Below are 14,822 nucleotides of genomic sequence, written 5' to 3'. Positions count from 1 at the left end.
AGGCATTCGGAGTTCGAACCCGGCGGTCCGGCGACTTGCCGGACGATCGGTCCTTCCCCGTCTCATGCAGGCTCTCTCACGATTATGACCCCGCCCCGGAGGGTGAGGTCGCCCGCAGTCTCGGACAGGCATGCGCGGAAGGCCCCGAAGGCCCTTCCGTCATCCGGGCGGTGCCCGGAATTCCTTGGTGATCGCAAAGCGCCGGATATAGGAAGCCGGCGCCGCGATGATAAGGGTCAGGCCGTGGCCTGGGCCGCGACCGTCGACGGATCGATCTTGACGCCCGGCCCCATGGTCGAGGAGATCGCGATCCGCTTGACGTAGTTGCCCTTGGCGCCCGAGGGCTTGGCCTTGTTGACCGCGTCGGCGAAGGCGCGGACGTTCTCGGCGATCGCCTTGGCGTCGAAGGAGACCTTGCCGACGCCGGCATGGACGATGCCGGCCTTCTCGACGCGGAACTCCACGGCGCCGCCCTTCGAGGCCTTGACGGCCGCGGCGACGTCCGGCGTCACGGTGCCGACGCGCGGGTTCGGCATCAGGCCGCGGGGGCCGAGAACCTTGCCGAGCCGGCCGACGAGACCCATCATGTCGGGCGTCGCGATGGCGCGGTCGAAGTTGATGTTGCCGGCCTGGATCTCGGCGACGAGATCCTCCGCACCGACGATGTCGGCGCCGGCGGCCTTCGCCTCGTCGGCCTTGTCGCCCCGCGCGAAGACGGCGACGCGGACCTTGCGGCCGGTGCCGTTCGGCAGGTTGACGACGCCGCGGACCATCTGGTCGGCGTGGCGCGGGTCGACGCCGAGGTTCATCGCGATCTCGACCGTCTCGTCGAACTTGACGGAGGTCTTGCCCTTGATCATCGCGATCGCCTCGTCGAGGCCGTAGAGCTTGGTGCGTTCGACGCCTTCGCGGGCGGAGCGGATGCGCTTACCGATCTTTGCCATCGTGCTTACTCCGTCACCTCGAGGCCCATCGAGCGGGCCGAGCCCTCGATCATCAGCGTCGCCGCATCGAGGTCGTTGGCGTTGAGGTCGACCATCTTCTTCTCGGCGATCTCGCGCAGCTGGGCGCGGCTGATCGTGCCGGCGCTCGCCTTGCCCGGGGTCTTGGAGCCCGACTTCAGGTTCACCGCCTTCTTGAGGAAGTAGCTCACCGGCGGAGTCTTCATCGCGAAGGTGAAGGACTTGTCCTGAAAGTAGGTGATCACCACCGGGATCGGCTGACCCTTCTCCATCTCCTGGGTCTGCGCGTTGAACGACTTGCAGAACTCCATGATGTTGATACCGCGCTGACCGAGCGCGGGACCGATGGGCGGCGACGGCGTCGCCGAACCGGCCGGGACCTGCAGCTTGAGCTGTCCCGCAATCTTCTTAGCCATTTTTCCTGCCTTCTTCCGTCATGGCGGAGACATGCGCTCCGGCCGTTCGCAGTCCGCGCGGTCCGGCTGTTGAACGGGCCGGCTTTCGTGCCCGTCCGCGCCTCCCGCACGACAAAGGCGCCCGCGGCGATACGCGGGCGCCGCTCTCCGGTCAGGTCTTCTCGACCTGGCCGAATTCGAGATCGACCGGCGTGGCACGGCCGAAGATCGACACCTCGACCTTGAGACGCGCGCGCTCCTGGTCGACTTCCTGGACGACGCCGTTGAACGAGGCGAAGGGTCCGTCCGAAACGCGCACGTTCTCGCCGATGTCGAAGGACATGGTCGGCTTCGGGCGCTCGACCCCGTCCTGCACCTGGTTCAGGATGTGGTTCGCCTCGGCCTCGGAGATCGGCACCGGCCGGTTGTCCGGCCCGAGGAAGCCCGTCACCTTCGGGGTGTTCTTGATCAGCGAGAAGACCTGGTCGGTCAGTTCCGCCTTCACCAGCACGTAGCCGGGGAAGAACTTGCGCTCGGCGTCCACCTTGCGGCCGCGACGCACCTCGACCACCTTCTCGGTCGGCACGAGGATCTTCTCGAACTTGTCGGAGAGCCCCTTCTGACGGGCCTGCTCCTCAATGGATTCGGCCACCTTCTTTTCGAAATTCGAATAGGCGTGGACGATGTACCAGCGGGCGGTCATGAAAGCTTCGATATCTCCTGCGGCAGCGTCATGCGCCCGCATTCATGATCAGGCCGACGGCATAGCCGAGCGCCTGATCGGCAACGAAAAAGAACGCCGCCGCAAACACCACCATGACGAAGACCATCAACGTCGAGATCATCGTTTCCCGACGGGTCGGCCAGGTCACCTTCGACGTCTCGGAACGCACCTGCTCCAGAAATTTGAAGGGATTCGTCTTGGCCATCGATTGCTCACGGCTAAAGCGCGTGAAGAGCGATCGATCGCCCCACGCGCCGTTTCCATAGGAAGGCGTCTTCTAGCGGCGTTCCCGGCGATTCTCAACCCCCTCGGGGAGCGAAAAAACGTGAACATGGCGTAAAGCCGGGGCACGTCCATAGCTGGGTCCGCCGCCCGCATAGCTGGGTCCGCCGCCCGGCGGATGCAAGTCCCGGGCCGCGCCCAAACATTCTCTCACATCACCTCGTAGACCGGTCCCTCGCCGCCCTGCGGCGGCACCCAGGTGATGTTCTGGTTCGGATCCTTGATGTCGCAGGTCTTGCAGTGGACGCAGTTCTGGGCGTTGATCACGAACGTGTCCTCGCCGTTTTCCTCCACCCACTCGTAGACCCCGGCCGGGCAGTAGCGCTGCGAGGGTCCGGCGTAGACGCCGAGTTCCGACGACTTCTGCAGCGCCGGGTCCTTCACCCTCAGATGGACCGGCTGGTCCTCCTCGTGGTTGGTGTTCGACAGATAGACAGACGAGACCTTGTCGAAGGTCAGCTCGCCGTCGGGCCGCGGATAGTCGATCGGCGTGTGCCGGTCGGCGGGCTCGAGGCAGGCGTGGTCGGGCTTGCCGTGGCTGCGCGTGCCGAAAAAGGAGAAGCCGAACAGCGTGTTCGTCCACATGTCGAGGCCGCCGAGCATCACGCCGATCCGCGTGCCGTACTGCGACCACAGCGGCTTGACGTTCCTGACCGGCTTCAGGTCCCGGCCGATCGGCGAGGCGCGCCACGCCTCGTCATAGTCGTTCAGCCGGTCGTTCGAGCGTCCCTGCTTCAGCGCCTCGGCGGCCTTTTCCGCGGCGAGCATGCCGGAGGTCATGGCGTTGTGGACGCCCTTGATCCGCGGCACGTTGACGAAGCCGGCGGCGCAGCCGATCAGGACGCCGCCCGGGAAGGCGAGCTTCGGTACCGACTGGAAGCCACCTTCCGTGATCGCCCGCGCCCCGTAGGCGATGCGCTTGCCGCCCTTCAGGAGTTCGACGAGGTCGGGATGGGTCTTGAAGCGCTGGAACTCCTCGAAGGGCGAGAGGAAGGGGTTCTTGTAGTTCAGGTGGACGACGTAGCCGACATAGACCTGGTTGTCGCCGAGATGGTAGACGAAGGAGCCGCCGCCGGTCCTGTCGTCGAGCGGCCAGCCGAAGGAATGCTCGATGCGGCCGGGCCGCGACTTTTCGGGCTTGATCTCCCAGAGTTCCTTGATGCCGATGCCGAACTTGCCGGGATCGCGACCCTGGTCGAGTCCGTAGGCCTTAATCGCCGCCTTGGCGAGCGAGCCGCGCACCCCCTCGCCGAGGAAGACGTATTTGCCGAAGAGCGCCATGCCGCGCTGATACATCGGGCCCGGCTCGCCCGCCCGCGTCACGCCCATGTCGCCCGTCGCGACGCCGACGACGTTGTTCGCCTCGTCGAAGAGGAGTTCCGACGCGGCGAAGCCCGGATAGATCTCGACGCCCAGCGCTTCGGCCTTTTCGGCCAGCCATTTGCAGACGAGGCCGAGCGAGACGACGAAATTGCCGTGGTTCGACATCAGCTTCGGCATCAGGAAATTCGGCAGCCGCACCGAGCCGTGCGAGGAATAGTAGTAGAAGCGGTCCTCGGTCACGGCCGTCTTGATCGGCGTCTCCTCATTGCGCCAGTCGGGCAGCAGCCGGTCGAGCGCGGAGGGGTCGAGGACGTTGCCGGAGAGGACATGGGCCCCGACCTCGGCGCCTTTTTCCAGCACCACCACAGAGATCTCCGGGTCGATCTGCTTCAGCCGGATCGCCGCCGCGAGCCCCGCCGGTCCGGCGCCGACGACGACGACGTCGAACTCCATCGATTCGCGCTCCGGCAACTCCGCGGCCTGGCTCATGTCGTCTCCTCGAATAAAACGTCCGAATCGCCGCCGACGGCCGCATCTGCGGGTCCGGCTTGCGACCGCTTCTTAACCGGCAGGTTTCGGATTGTTCTAGTCCCCCAGCCCGAAAGGTCGACGCTTGCGGGGCAACCGCCGCCCTGAAACGCCGCCCGCGCCGCCGCGATTGACGCGTCGATCGGGTTCGGTACTAGGGGTTCCGCGGTCGCCGTCAGCCGCGCGCAGCGGGCAGGCGGACGCCGGAACCGAACGAGTTGTGAGTACGGCGGGCGGCCGCACGCCGTCACGGACGCGGAGTATCGTCGATGAACGCAATCTATCTCGGCATCGCGATCGTCTGCGAGATCGTCGGCACCACGGCACTGAAGTCGACGCAAGGCTTCACGCGACTCGCTCCCGCGGTCGTCACGGTCCTCGCCTACGTTCTGGCGTTCTATTTCCTCGCCCTGCCGCTCCGCAGCCTGCCGGTGGGCATCGTCTATGCGATCTGGTCGGGCACCGGGATCGTCATCCTCGCGCTGATCGACCTCGTCTGGTTCCGTCAGCCGATCGATCCCGCGGGCCTCGTCGGGATGGCGCTGATCCTTGCCGGCGTCCTCGTCATCAATCTGTTTTCGCAGAGCGTCGGCCACTGATCCGGACCGGCGAAAACCGTGGCCGGCTGCGCAAGCCGCGCGGATCGTAACTTCGAATTAGCGAAGCGGCGATAGTCTTCCGCGCAGATTGTGCTCAGGAGATCTTTCATGCCGGCCAAGCGCTACCGCCTCGTCACACGCAGCGACTTCGACGGTCTCGTCTGCGGGATGCTGCTCAAGGAGCTGGACCTCATCGACGAGATCACCTTCGTCCATCCGAAGGACATGCAGGACGGACGGATTGCGATCACCGACCGGGACATCACCACCAACCTGCCTTACGTCGAGGGTGCGCATCTCGTCTTCGACCATCATTCGAGCGAGCTGCAGCGCAACGGCGTTCTGCCGGACAACTACGTCATCGATCCGAACGCCGCCTCGGCCGCACGCATCGTCTACGAGTATTACGGCGGCCCGAAAGCCTTCCGCCGCATCCGCAAGGATCTGATGGAAGCCGTCGACAAGGGCGACTCCGCACAGTTTTCCCGGGCCGAGATCCTCGACCCCACCGGCTGGTCGCTGCTCAACTTCCTGATGGATTCGCGCACCGGGCTCGGCCGGTTCCGGAATTTCCGCATCTCCAACTACGAGCTGATGATGCAGCTCATCGACTATTGCCGCGATCACAGCGTCGAGCAGATCCTCGAGCTTCCCGACGTCAAGGAACGCGTCGAGCTCTACTTCGAGCACGATCGCGCCTTCAAGGAGCAGCTCCGCCGCATCGGCAAGGTCCACGGGCCGCTCGTCGTCCTCGATCTGCGGGACGAGGAGATCATCCATCCCGGCAACCGCTTCATGGTCTACGCGCTGTTCCCGCAGTGCAATATCTCGATGCACGTCATGTGGGGCCTCAAGCAGCAGAACACCGTCTTCGCCATCGGCAAGTCGATCCTCGACAGGAGCTCGGCCGTCGACGTCGGCGGGCTGTGCCTGTCCCATGGCGGCGGAGGGCACCATGCGGCGGGCACCTGCCAGGTCGCCAACGAGGCCGCGGAAGAGACCAAGCTGGAGCTGATCGCGGCGATCGAAGATGCGCCCCGGCTGGAGGAACGCGAGCTGCTGCGCGCCTGAGCGCGACGCGGCCGGAGGACGGGCGCCGGCGACGGCCGGTTCAGCGGGGGACGAAGCGCTTGCCGGCCCAGCGATAGGGCTTGCCGTCCACGATCAGGCGGCGGCCGGAGATCTCGTAGCCTCTTGCGAGGAAATCGCGCTTCGTGAAGCCCTTGCCGCTCGTGACGAAGACGGTGAAGCTGCAGAAGCCCGTCGCGCCGCAGAAGCCGGACATGGTTTGCCCGCGGCAGATGATCGCTCCTTCGTCGACGAGATAGTCGGTGCGGCCGTCCCCGTTGAAGTCGGCGGTCCTGACCGCGCCCTTCGTCGAATATCCGCCGTCGCAAGAGGAGCCGATCTCGGCGATGTGGGCCTTGACCTGGCGCGGAAGCTCCCGAGCCCCCGCATCGGAGGCTCCGGAAAGCCCGATCGCGGTCGTCAGGAGCATCGCGTGACCAAGTCGGGCGGAAAAACCCCCGTGCTGCATGGCTTCGTCTCTCCAAATCCCCGCCCGCGCCGATGATGCAACGGCATTGTTTTCACTATAGGTTGCAGGTTCAGAAGGAGCAACCGGCACCGCCGCTGAAGCGGGCCGGTCGCCGTGCCCGGCCCCGACTTCGCGCGATTGCCCCGGCTGCCGGAGACGAAGACGTCGCCCTCTTTCGTCGCATGGGTTAGAACCGCAGCATGAACGCACAGACGACCCCCAGCCCGCGGGACGCCGCGCTTGCGCTCCTAGCCTTCTACCGCGAGGCGGGGATCGAGGCGCTGCTCGTCGATTCGCCGCGCGACCGTTTCGCCGAGACGGCGGCCGAAAGCGAGCGCCGGGCGGAAAAGGCTCGGCCCGAGACCCCGCCGCGGGAGAAGCGGACGCAGCGCCCAGACGACACGCGCGGCGCCTCGGCCGACGCCGCGCCGCGAACATCGCGCGCATCCTTCGAGAGCCCGGGCGCAGGCGGGGTCGAACCCGCCTTCCCGCTCAATCGCGTGGCGATCCCGGACGAGGTCGCCGTCGCCGATGCCAGGGAGCGGGCGCGATCGGCGGCAAGTCTCGACGAACTGCGCGGGCTTCTCGAGGCCTTCGACGGCTGCAGCCTCAAGATCACCGCCAAGACCACGGTCTTCGGCGACGGGCCGGAGCGGGCCGAGCTGATGCTGATCGGCGAGGCGCCGGGACGTGACGAGGACCTCGCGGGCGTTCCCTTCGTCGGCCGTTCCGGCCGCCTCCTCAACCGCATGCTCGAGGCGATCGGGCTCGAGCGCGAAAACGTGCGCGTCACCAACACCGTCCCGTGGCGGCCGCCGGGCAACCGGCCGCCGACGCCCGCCGAGACGCAGGTCTGCCTGCCCTTCGTGCAGCGGCAGATCGAGCTCGTCGCGCCGAAGATCGTCGTCTGCCTCGGCTCGCCCTCGGCCAAAGCGATCCTCGGTTCGACCGAGGGAATCCTTAGGATCCGCGGCACGTGGCAGAGCTACAGCTTCGATCTTTTGCCGGAGGCGACGATCCCGGCGATCGCCATGCTGCATCCGGCCTATCTGCTGCGCCAGCCCGCCCAGAAGCGCCTCGCCTGGCACGATCTCCTGGCGCTGAAGGCGAAGCTTGCAGAACTTTCCGCGGCGGGCGGCTGACCGCTCCGGGCCGCCGGCTCGAAGGTGCCCGAAAACTGCAACATTGCGCCGCTACAAGGCCTCGCCAAATCAGCCTCGAAGACGTAAGGCACCCCCGAACGCCGACCCGCCGGGTTTCGGGCCGCCCCACCTTTCCGCCGCGAGCCTTCCATGCACCTCCTGCCGATCGCAGCGCTCCTCACCTCGACGTTCTTCCTGATGGCCGGCGCCGGGCTGATGGGCATTCTCCTGCCCGTGCGCGGCTCGATCGAGGGCTGGACGAGCTACGAGATCGGCGCCTTCGGAACGACCTACGCCCTCGCCTTCACCTTCGGCTGCGTGGTGATTCCGTGGATCGTGAGAAGCGCCGGACACGTGCGCACCTTCTCCAGCCTGTCGGCGCTTCTGGCGATCTCGATCCTCCTCTGCGGCCTCCTCGTCGACCCGGTGGCCTGGATGGTCTTCCGGGCGCTGTCGGGCTTTGCGCTCGCCGGCAGCTACATGGTCATCGAGAGCTGGCTGAACGAACGCGTCACCAACGAGACCCGCGGCACCATCTTCTCGGTCTACATGATCGTCACCATGGCGGCGATGATGGGCGGGCAGTACGTCATGCCGCTGTCCAATCCCGGCCTTCCGGCGCCGTTCATGCTGTGCGCGATCGTCTTCGCCCTGGCGGTGATTCCGACGGCCCTGTCGCGGGCGCAGTCCCCGGCGCCGATCGCGACCGTCAAGATCGACGTCCTGATGCTGTTCCGCAATTCGCCGGTCGCCGCCGTCGGCATCCTCCTCGCCGGCATCCTGTCCGCCGGCTGGGGCAATCTCGCGCCGGTGTTCGGCCAGCAGATCGGCCTGTCGACGACGGACATCGCGACGCTCACCGTCTCGGCGATGTTCGGCGGGGCGATCTTCCAGATCCCGCTCGGCCGGATCTCCGACAAGACCGACCGCCGCTACGTCATGACGGCAGCCGGGCTGATCGGCGTCGGGGCGGCGGTCGCCGGCGTCTATTTCGACCATTCCGGTTCGGTCGTGCTCTTCGCCATCGCCTTCGTTCTCGGCGGGATCATCTATCCGGCCTATTCGCTGGCCGTTGCCCACGCCAACGACTACGCCGCCGACGCCGACTTCGTGAAGGTGTCGAGCGGCCTTCTGATCCTCTACGGCGTCGGCACGATGATCGGCCCGATCTACACCGCCTTCCTGATGGAGACGACCGGCCCGGCGGGCCTCTTCCAGTCGCTCGGCTCCGCCATGGCGATCTACGCCGCCTACGCCTTCTATCGAACCTTCCGCCGCGTCGCGATCCCGGCCGACGAGCGCCCGGACTTCCAGACCATTCCCTTCGCCCGCGTCCAGACGCCTGCGAGCTTCAGCCTCGATCCGCGCGCCGAGGCGAGCCTCGTCGCCGCGGCCGGTGATGACGCGGGGGACAGGGAGGACGGGGGTCGCGCCGCCGCCTGAGCGGCCCCCCACGCCTGCCTGCGGCCGTCGGAAAGATCCGTCCCGGGGGAAATTACGGCGCCGTGCGGCCGCCGAACGCCCGCAGCCGCTGCCGGCCCGGGTTCTCTGCGCTCCGGCCCCGTTCGGCCCTCGCCGCGCCTGCGAAAAGCTGTGCATCGCCGCAGGCGGCGGCGCGAAAACCGCCGCGCCGCGCCGCGCGTCTCCTTGAAACTCCATCTTGGTGATGAAACTCTTCTGGTGAAATCGTCGGAATGCCGGCTCGCCCGCGCGTGCCGGCCCGGCATTTCATCCTGATGTCTCGGGGCGGGCCTGAGGGCCCGCGCACGGGCGACGCGATGAGGCGATTGCCCGTCCGGGGCCACACGATGCACGGAGGTCTTCCGATGCCGCGACTTTTCACCGCCCTCGAAATTCCGCAGGACATCGCCGTTTCGCTGTCGCTTCTGCGCGGCGGGCTGCCCGCGGCACGCTGGATCGACCCCGAGAACTACCATCTGACGCTGCGTTTCGTCGGCGACGTCGAGCCGCGCCTTGCCGACGAGATCGTCGCCGTCCTCGACAGGATCGACCGGCCGAGCTTCAGGCTGGCGCTTTCCGGCCTCGGCGCCTTCGGCAGCAAGAAGCCGCATTCCGTCTATGCGGAAGTCGCGCCGTCGGCCGAACTCGCCGCCCTTCAGGCAGACATCGACCGGGCGTTCAAGCGGCTCGGCCTTTCGCCCGACCAGCGCAAGTTCGTGCCGCATGTCACGCTCGCGCGGCTGAAGAACGCCAAGTCCTCCGACGTCGCGCATTACCTCGCGCTGCGCGGCGGCTTTCGCAGCCGCAGCTTCCCGGTCGAGCGTTTCGGCCTGTTCTCCTCGCGCGATTCGATCGGCGGCGGCCCCTACGTCCTGGAAGAGGCCTTCGATCTCGCGCCGTTCCAGACCTACCAGCCCGCCGCGCCGCAGGCCTTCGAGACCCTGGCGGGCGACTTCGGCTGATGGCGGCCGGCGCCTGCCGACCGCCGCGCGGCGGCGCGGGGCGGCTTGCCACCCTTCCCCGCTAAGTTCCTTCAGAAAAAAGAGGAACGGGCCGGTGTGACGGCCAGGCGGGGACTTGAGGCGGCGGCCATCCTTCGCCATCTCTCACACGATTCGACGAGATGGAGACGGCGATGGCGATCGAGGAAGGCAAAATCGAGGAGATCCTGCGGATCGGTTCTTCGAGGGATCATGCGAAGAAGGAACGGCGGGTGCGCTCGTCGTTTTTCGCGACGGTCCGCCGGGCGCTGCGCCACGTCCCGTTCATGGAGGACGTCGTCGCCTCCTATTATTGCGCCATCGACCCCGACACGCCGGCCTCCACGCGGGGCGTCCTGATTGCCGCGCTCGCCTATTTCGTGCTGCCGATGGACCTCGTCCCGGACATGCTCCTCGGGATCGGCTTCACCGACGACATCGCGGTACTCCTGGCCGCGTTCAATGCCGTGAGGGGCAATATCCGGCCCGAGCACTACCAGCGGGCGCGCAGCGCCCTCGACGATCTCTGAGCCCGCCGGCCGATCGATTCGCCGCTCGGCCACCGATGCCGGCGGCACGGACACACTCTCGCCCGATTGGTTTTTTTGTTCGGCAACGGGTCTGCCGCCCGCCTGCCGGCGTAGCTGAAGGAAGTCCCGCGTCGAAACGCGCGGGGCGCGATGGCGCGAAGGGTGGAGATGCGGATCCGGCGACGGCGGGCGGTCGTCAGCGACGCTGAAAATCGCGCTCCGGTCTTTTGCGGTTCGTTAACCATCGCTAAACCGCCGTGGTCTAGTTTTGCGCAAGTCATCGTTTTCCGACGGTCGCCGAGCCTCGGCGAGGTCGCGGCAATCGCCCGAAAGACGCACTCCGGAGAGCAGGAAACCATGAACTTCAAGCACGTCCTGACCACCGCGGCGGCCTTCATGATCTGGTCCGGTGCGGCCACCGCCGCGCCCACCCCGACACGCATGAACACCTTCAACGACTGGGGCACCTATTCCTATGCCGGTTCCGGCGGGAAGGTCTGCTACATCCTCTCGACGCCGAAGAAGCTGCTGCCCGCCAATGTCGACCACGGCGACATCTTCTTCCTCGTCTCGCAGAAGCCCGGCGAAGGCGTCTCCTACGAGCCGCAGGCGGTCATGGGCTACGACCTCAAGGAAGGCTCGAAGGTCACCGTCGACATCGACGGCAAGAAGTTCTCGATGTTCACCAAGGGCAACTCGGCCTGGATGGAAAACGCCGCCGAGGAGCCGCAGCTGGTCTCCGCCATGCGCTCGGGCCGTTCGCTCAGCCTGCAGGCGACGTCGTCGCGCGGGACCGATACGAGCTACACCTATTCGCTCTCGGGCGTCACGGCCGCGCTGAACTCGATCAAGAACTGCAAGTAGCGCGAGGCCGCGCGTTCCGGCCGCCTTTCGGGGCGCCGGGCCGCAGCTTCCCGCCCGACGGATCGTCAAAGCCGCCCGTCGGCATCCGCCCGTTCCGACCGACCCCGCCGCTGCGGCGGGGTCGTCGTCGTTTCGGCAAGGGCAGCGCCGGCGCCGGAGCGCCAAGCGCCGCGAAGCGTTGCGGTCCCGGTCCCGGCTGCCTATCTCCGCTCCGTCCCCCCGGAGGAGCCCATGATCTTCGCCAGCGCCCGCTCTGCCCTCTCCGACCTTTTCTCCCCGCCGTTCCGCACGACGCTGTGGAAGTCGCTGGGGCTGACCGCGGTCGTCCTGATCGTCCTGTGGTTCGTGGTCGAAGCGGTGTTCGAATGGCTGGCGGTGCCGTTCCTGTCGAACCTCTTTCCCGACGCGCCCCATTGGGTCGACCAGGCCGGAACCCTCGCCGGATGGGGCGCCGGCGTCGCGCTCGCCATCGGCCTCTTGTTCCTGATCGGCCCGATCAGCGCGATCATCGCCGGCCTGTTTCTCGACGACGTCGCCGAGGTGGTGGAGCGCGACGGCTATCCCGCCTCTCCCGCCGGCCGCCCGGTGCCGTTCTGGCAGGGCCTCGTCCTGTCGGCGAAGTTCTTCGGCATCGTCATCGTCGGCAACGTCGTGGCGCTCTTCCTCCTGCTCGTGCCGGGGATCAACATCGTCGCCTTCTTCCTCGTGAACGGCTATCTCGTCGGGCGCGAATATTTCGAGTTCGCGGCGATGCGCTACCGCACCGAGGAGGATGCCAAGGCGATGCGCGCACAGCACGGGACGACTGTCTTCCTCGCCGGGCTGGTGGTCGCGCTGTTCATGGCCGTTCCGATCGTCAACCTTCTGACGCCGCTCTTCGCCGCCAGCCTGATGGTGCATCTGCACCAGCGGATATCGACAAGGAGCGGCGGCCTTCACGGGCTCGGGCGCGAAGCCGTCAGGCCGGTCGGGCAGCGACCGGCGGACCGGGCGGCAGAGGCGTCAGCGGCGCCGGAACGTCGGCCGTCTTGACCTCCGCCCGGCACAGATCGGCGATGACGCAGGCCCCGCAGTCGGGCTTGCGGGCCTTGCAGACATAGCGGCCGTGCAGGATGAGCCAGTGATGGGCGTGCCGGCGATAGGGCTGCGGGATGACCTTCAGCAGATTCGCCTCCACCTCGTCCGGCGTCCGGCCCGGCGCGATATGCAGCCGGTTGCCGATCCTGAATATGTGGGTGTCGACGGCGAGCGTCTCCTCGCCGAAGGCGACGTTGAGCACGACGTTGGCGGTCTTGCGGCCGACGCCGGGCAGCGCCTCGAGCGCGGTACGGTCGTTCGGAACCTCGCCGCCGTGGTTCTCGACCAGCGCCCGCGACAGCGCCGCGACGTTCTTCGCCTTGTTGCGGAAGAGCCCGATGGTCTTGATATGCTCGCGGATCGCATCCTCGCCGAGGGTGGCCATCGCCTGCGGATCGTCGGCCGCCGCAAAGAGCGCCCGCGTCGCCTTGTTGACCCCGGCATCCGTCGCCTGCGCCGACAGGACGACCGCCACCAGCAGCGTGAACGGGTTGCTGTGCTCGAGCTCCGATTCCGGCTCCGGCCGCTGGACCGAGAAGCGGCGGAAGATTTCGGCGATCTCCGCCGCCGTGTAGGGGATGGCCGGCCGGCGCGGGGCGGGGCGCCGCGCCGCCTTGCCGCCCGAGGGCTTCGCCGCGGCCTTTTGGCCGGTGCGCTTGACCCCGGCGGCGGGCTTGTCGATCTTTTCGTTCATCGTCGCCCTATAGCGAGCCGGAGCATTGCAAGACAACGACGATCGCAGGAGAGAAGGCCGACCGGACGCCGATGACGATGCGCCCGAGCTGCCGCGCGCCGCCGAACGGCCGATCTTCGCGGCACTGCTCGTTCCCTACCGTTCGCTCGGCCGGCGCGGCTTCAACCTGATGATGGCCGGCTTCTGCATCGTCAGCCTCGTCACCGGCAGCCTCTTCCTGATGAACGGGGCCTGGCCGGTGGTCGGCTTCTTCGGGCTCGACGTCCTCGTCCTCTGGTGGGCGTTTTCGGCGAACTACCGTGCGGCGAAGGCGCGTGAGGAAGTCTGCGTCACGCGGACCGACTGCGCCATCCGCAAGACCTCGCCGAAGGGGATCGTCCGCGAGGCCCACCACAATCCGTTCTTCGCGCATTTTCACGTCAGCCGGCACGAGGAGATCGGCATCACCCGCATGAGCGTCGATTCGCGCAACGTCTCGACCGAGATCGGCAGCTTCCTCAATCCGGACGACAAGGACAGCTTCGCCGAAGCCTTCCGGCGGGCGTTGATCACCGCCAAGCGAGGCTGACTCTGCCGGGAACCGCCGGACCGGACGCCGTCCCGCTGCGGGCAGAAATCCCCTTTCCTTCCGCTTCCCGGAAATCGGGTGGCGGCTCGGCGGGTGGCGATGCATTGATGCTGGCGAAGGAGAAACCGCCATGTTGTCATTTGCCCATGAGACCCTCGACGCCGTGCCCCTTCCCCAGATGATGCCGACCGGACGCGCCGCCCTGACCGACTACGAGACCGTCCGCCGGATGATCGAGTTCATCTCGACGGAATATCGCAGCCAGCCGAGCCTTGCCGAGATCGCCGAGGCGGTGGGCCGTTCCGAAGAGACGCTGACCAGCCTGCTCAAGCGTTGGGCCGGGCTGACGCCGAAGTCGTTCCTGCAGGCGGTGACCCTCGATCATGCCCGCCGCCTCCTCGACGACGGCGCCTCGCTGCTCGACGCCGCCTACGAGGTCGGCTTCTCCGGCCCCTCGCGGCTACACGACCTCTTCGTCAAGCACGAAGCCGTCTCGCCCGGCGACTACAAGGCCCGCGGCGAGGGAATCGACCTCTTCTACGGCTTCCACCCGACCCCATTCGGCCTTTCGATCGTCGTCGCCACCGAACGCGGCCTCGCCGGCATCGGTTTTGCCGACCCGACGGACGGCGGCGAGGCGGCCGCCCTCGACGACATGCGGCGGCGCTGGCCGCGGGCGCGCTTCATGGCCGATGCGTCGAAGACGGCCACCTATGCGCGGCGGATATTCGAGCCCTCGCGGTGGCAGGAAGAACGGCCGCTGAAGGTGGTTCTGATCGGCACCGATTTCGAGATCCGGGTGTGGCAGTGCCTCCTGCAGATCCCGCTCGGCAAGGCGACGACCTATTCGACCATCGCCAGCCGGATCGGCGCGCCGAAGGCCGCCCGGGCGGTCGGGGCCGCCGTCGGGCGAAACCCGGTCTCCTTCGTCGTGCCGTGTCATCGCGTCCTCGGCAAGAGCGGCGCCCTCACCGGCTATCACTGGGGCATCACCCGAAAGCGCGCCATGCTCGGCTGGGAAAGCGGCGTGCTCGCGCGCGACTGATCCGGCGTGGCTCACACCACGGGCGGCCGACCGGCCGCCCCGGCCCTTGGTGACCGCAGCGAGAAGCGGCACCGAACACGAAAGGGCGGTCCCGCGCCGTCCGTTCGTCAT

Annotated in this window: 17 protein-coding genes; 10 read left to right on the top strand and 7 right to left on the bottom strand. The window is 67.3% G+C overall.

From position 1 onward, the window contains the following. Positions 1 to 236: 236 nt before the first annotated feature. From rplA to J1C47_RS17020, 5 genes are all read right to left on the bottom strand, one after another. Complete coding sequence (rplA, locus tag J1C47_RS17040) at positions 237 to 944, bottom strand: 50S ribosomal protein L1 (protein ID WP_207351982.1); 708 nt, start codon at positions 942 to 944, stop codon at positions 237 to 239. 5 nt (positions 945 to 949) lie between these two features. Further along, on the bottom strand, positions 950 to 1,378 hold the full coding sequence (gene rplK, locus J1C47_RS17035) for a 50S ribosomal protein L11 (RefSeq protein WP_207351981.1): 429 nt from the start codon (positions 1,376 to 1,378) through the stop codon (positions 950 to 952). A gap of 151 nt (positions 1,379 to 1,529) precedes the next feature. Further along, positions 1,530 to 2,060 carry a transcription termination/antitermination protein NusG gene (gene nusG, locus J1C47_RS17030; RefSeq protein WP_207351980.1) on the bottom strand — a complete coding sequence of 177 codons (531 nt, stop codon included), beginning with the start codon at positions 2,058 to 2,060 and terminating at the stop codon, positions 1,530 to 1,532. Positions 2,061 to 2,088: 28 nt separating this feature from the next. Next, positions 2,089 to 2,286: a preprotein translocase subunit SecE gene (secE, locus tag J1C47_RS17025; RefSeq protein ID WP_207351979.1), complete on the bottom strand. Its 198-nt coding sequence runs from the start codon at positions 2,284 to 2,286 to the stop codon at positions 2,089 to 2,091. A 227-nt stretch (positions 2,287 to 2,513) separates the two neighbouring features. Continuing rightward, positions 2,514 to 4,175 (bottom strand): electron transfer flavoprotein-ubiquinone oxidoreductase, encoded by a 1,662-nt coding sequence (locus J1C47_RS17020; protein WP_207351978.1) that lies wholly within the window; start codon positions 4,173 to 4,175, stop codon positions 2,514 to 2,516. A 308-nt stretch (positions 4,176 to 4,483) separates the two neighbouring features. Between J1C47_RS17020 and J1C47_RS17015 the strand changes: the two genes are divergently transcribed. Continuing rightward, entirely contained in the window at positions 4,484 to 4,813 is a 330-nt protein-coding gene (locus J1C47_RS17015) for a DMT family transporter (protein WP_207351977.1), read from the top strand. Positions 4,814 to 4,921: 108 nt separating this feature from the next. Further along, complete coding sequence (locus tag J1C47_RS17010) at positions 4,922 to 5,884, top strand: DHH family phosphoesterase (protein ID WP_207351976.1); 963 nt, start codon at positions 4,922 to 4,924, stop codon at positions 5,882 to 5,884. Between the two features lie 40 nt (positions 5,885 to 5,924). On the opposite strand, the gene J1C47_RS17005 is transcribed toward J1C47_RS17010, so the two are convergent. Further along, complete coding sequence (locus tag J1C47_RS17005) at positions 5,925 to 6,311, bottom strand: hypothetical protein (protein WP_207351975.1); 387 nt, start codon at positions 6,309 to 6,311, stop codon at positions 5,925 to 5,927. A gap of 239 nt (positions 6,312 to 6,550) precedes the next feature. Here J1C47_RS17005 and J1C47_RS17000 point away from each other — a divergent pair, with 239 nt between their 5' ends. The 6 genes from J1C47_RS17000 (at position 6,551) to J1C47_RS16975 (ending at position 12,359) form a co-directional block, all read left to right on the top strand. Then, a complete protein-coding gene (locus J1C47_RS17000) occupies positions 6,551 to 7,492 on the top strand; it encodes a uracil-DNA glycosylase (protein WP_207351974.1) in 942 nt (313 codons plus the stop codon). Between the two features lie 150 nt (positions 7,493 to 7,642). Then, positions 7,643 to 8,935 (top strand): MFS transporter, encoded by a 1,293-nt coding sequence (locus tag J1C47_RS16995; RefSeq protein WP_207351973.1) that lies wholly within the window; start codon positions 7,643 to 7,645, stop codon positions 8,933 to 8,935. Positions 8,936 to 9,318: 383 nt separating this feature from the next. Next, on the top strand, positions 9,319 to 9,915 hold the full coding sequence (thpR, locus tag J1C47_RS16990) for an RNA 2',3'-cyclic phosphodiesterase (protein ID WP_207351972.1): 597 nt from the start codon (positions 9,319 to 9,321) through the stop codon (positions 9,913 to 9,915). A gap of 179 nt (positions 9,916 to 10,094) precedes the next feature. Then, a complete protein-coding gene (locus J1C47_RS16985) occupies positions 10,095 to 10,463 on the top strand; it encodes a DUF1232 domain-containing protein (RefSeq protein ID WP_207351999.1) in 369 nt (122 codons plus the stop codon). Positions 10,464 to 10,820: 357 nt separating this feature from the next. Beyond that, positions 10,821 to 11,327: an invasion associated locus B family protein gene (locus J1C47_RS16980; RefSeq protein ID WP_207351971.1), complete on the top strand. Its 507-nt coding sequence runs from the start codon at positions 10,821 to 10,823 to the stop codon at positions 11,325 to 11,327. Between the two features lie 231 nt (positions 11,328 to 11,558). Then, on the top strand, positions 11,559 to 12,359 hold the full coding sequence (locus J1C47_RS16975) for a sulfate transporter family protein (protein WP_207351970.1): 801 nt from the start codon (positions 11,559 to 11,561) through the stop codon (positions 12,357 to 12,359). Here the strand turns inward: J1C47_RS16975 and nth are convergent. Beyond that, the gene (gene nth, locus J1C47_RS16970; RefSeq protein WP_207351969.1) at positions 12,286 to 13,098 is read right to left on the bottom strand and encodes an endonuclease III; all 813 of its coding nucleotides are present in this window, start codon (positions 13,096 to 13,098) and stop codon (positions 12,286 to 12,288) included. The genes J1C47_RS16975 and nth overlap by 74 nt on opposite strands. 88 nt (positions 13,099 to 13,186) lie before the next feature. Between nth and J1C47_RS16965 the strand changes: the two genes are divergently transcribed. Then, positions 13,187 to 13,666: a DUF2244 domain-containing protein gene (locus J1C47_RS16965; RefSeq protein WP_245396638.1), complete on the top strand. Its 480-nt coding sequence runs from the start codon at positions 13,187 to 13,189 to the stop codon at positions 13,664 to 13,666. 130 nt (positions 13,667 to 13,796) lie between these two features. Then, positions 13,797 to 14,711, top strand: a complete 915-nt coding sequence (locus J1C47_RS16960) for a methylated-DNA--[protein]-cysteine S-methyltransferase (RefSeq protein WP_207351968.1) — start codon at positions 13,797 to 13,799, stop codon at positions 14,709 to 14,711. Positions 14,712 to 14,822: the final 111 nt, after the last annotated feature.

It is taken from the genome of Jiella sonneratiae, from assembly GCF_017353515.1.
Taxonomy (GTDB): Bacteria; Pseudomonadota; Alphaproteobacteria; order Rhizobiales; family Rhizobiaceae; genus Jiella; species Jiella sonneratiae.
This window is presented reverse-complemented; position numbering and strand designations above follow the sequence as displayed.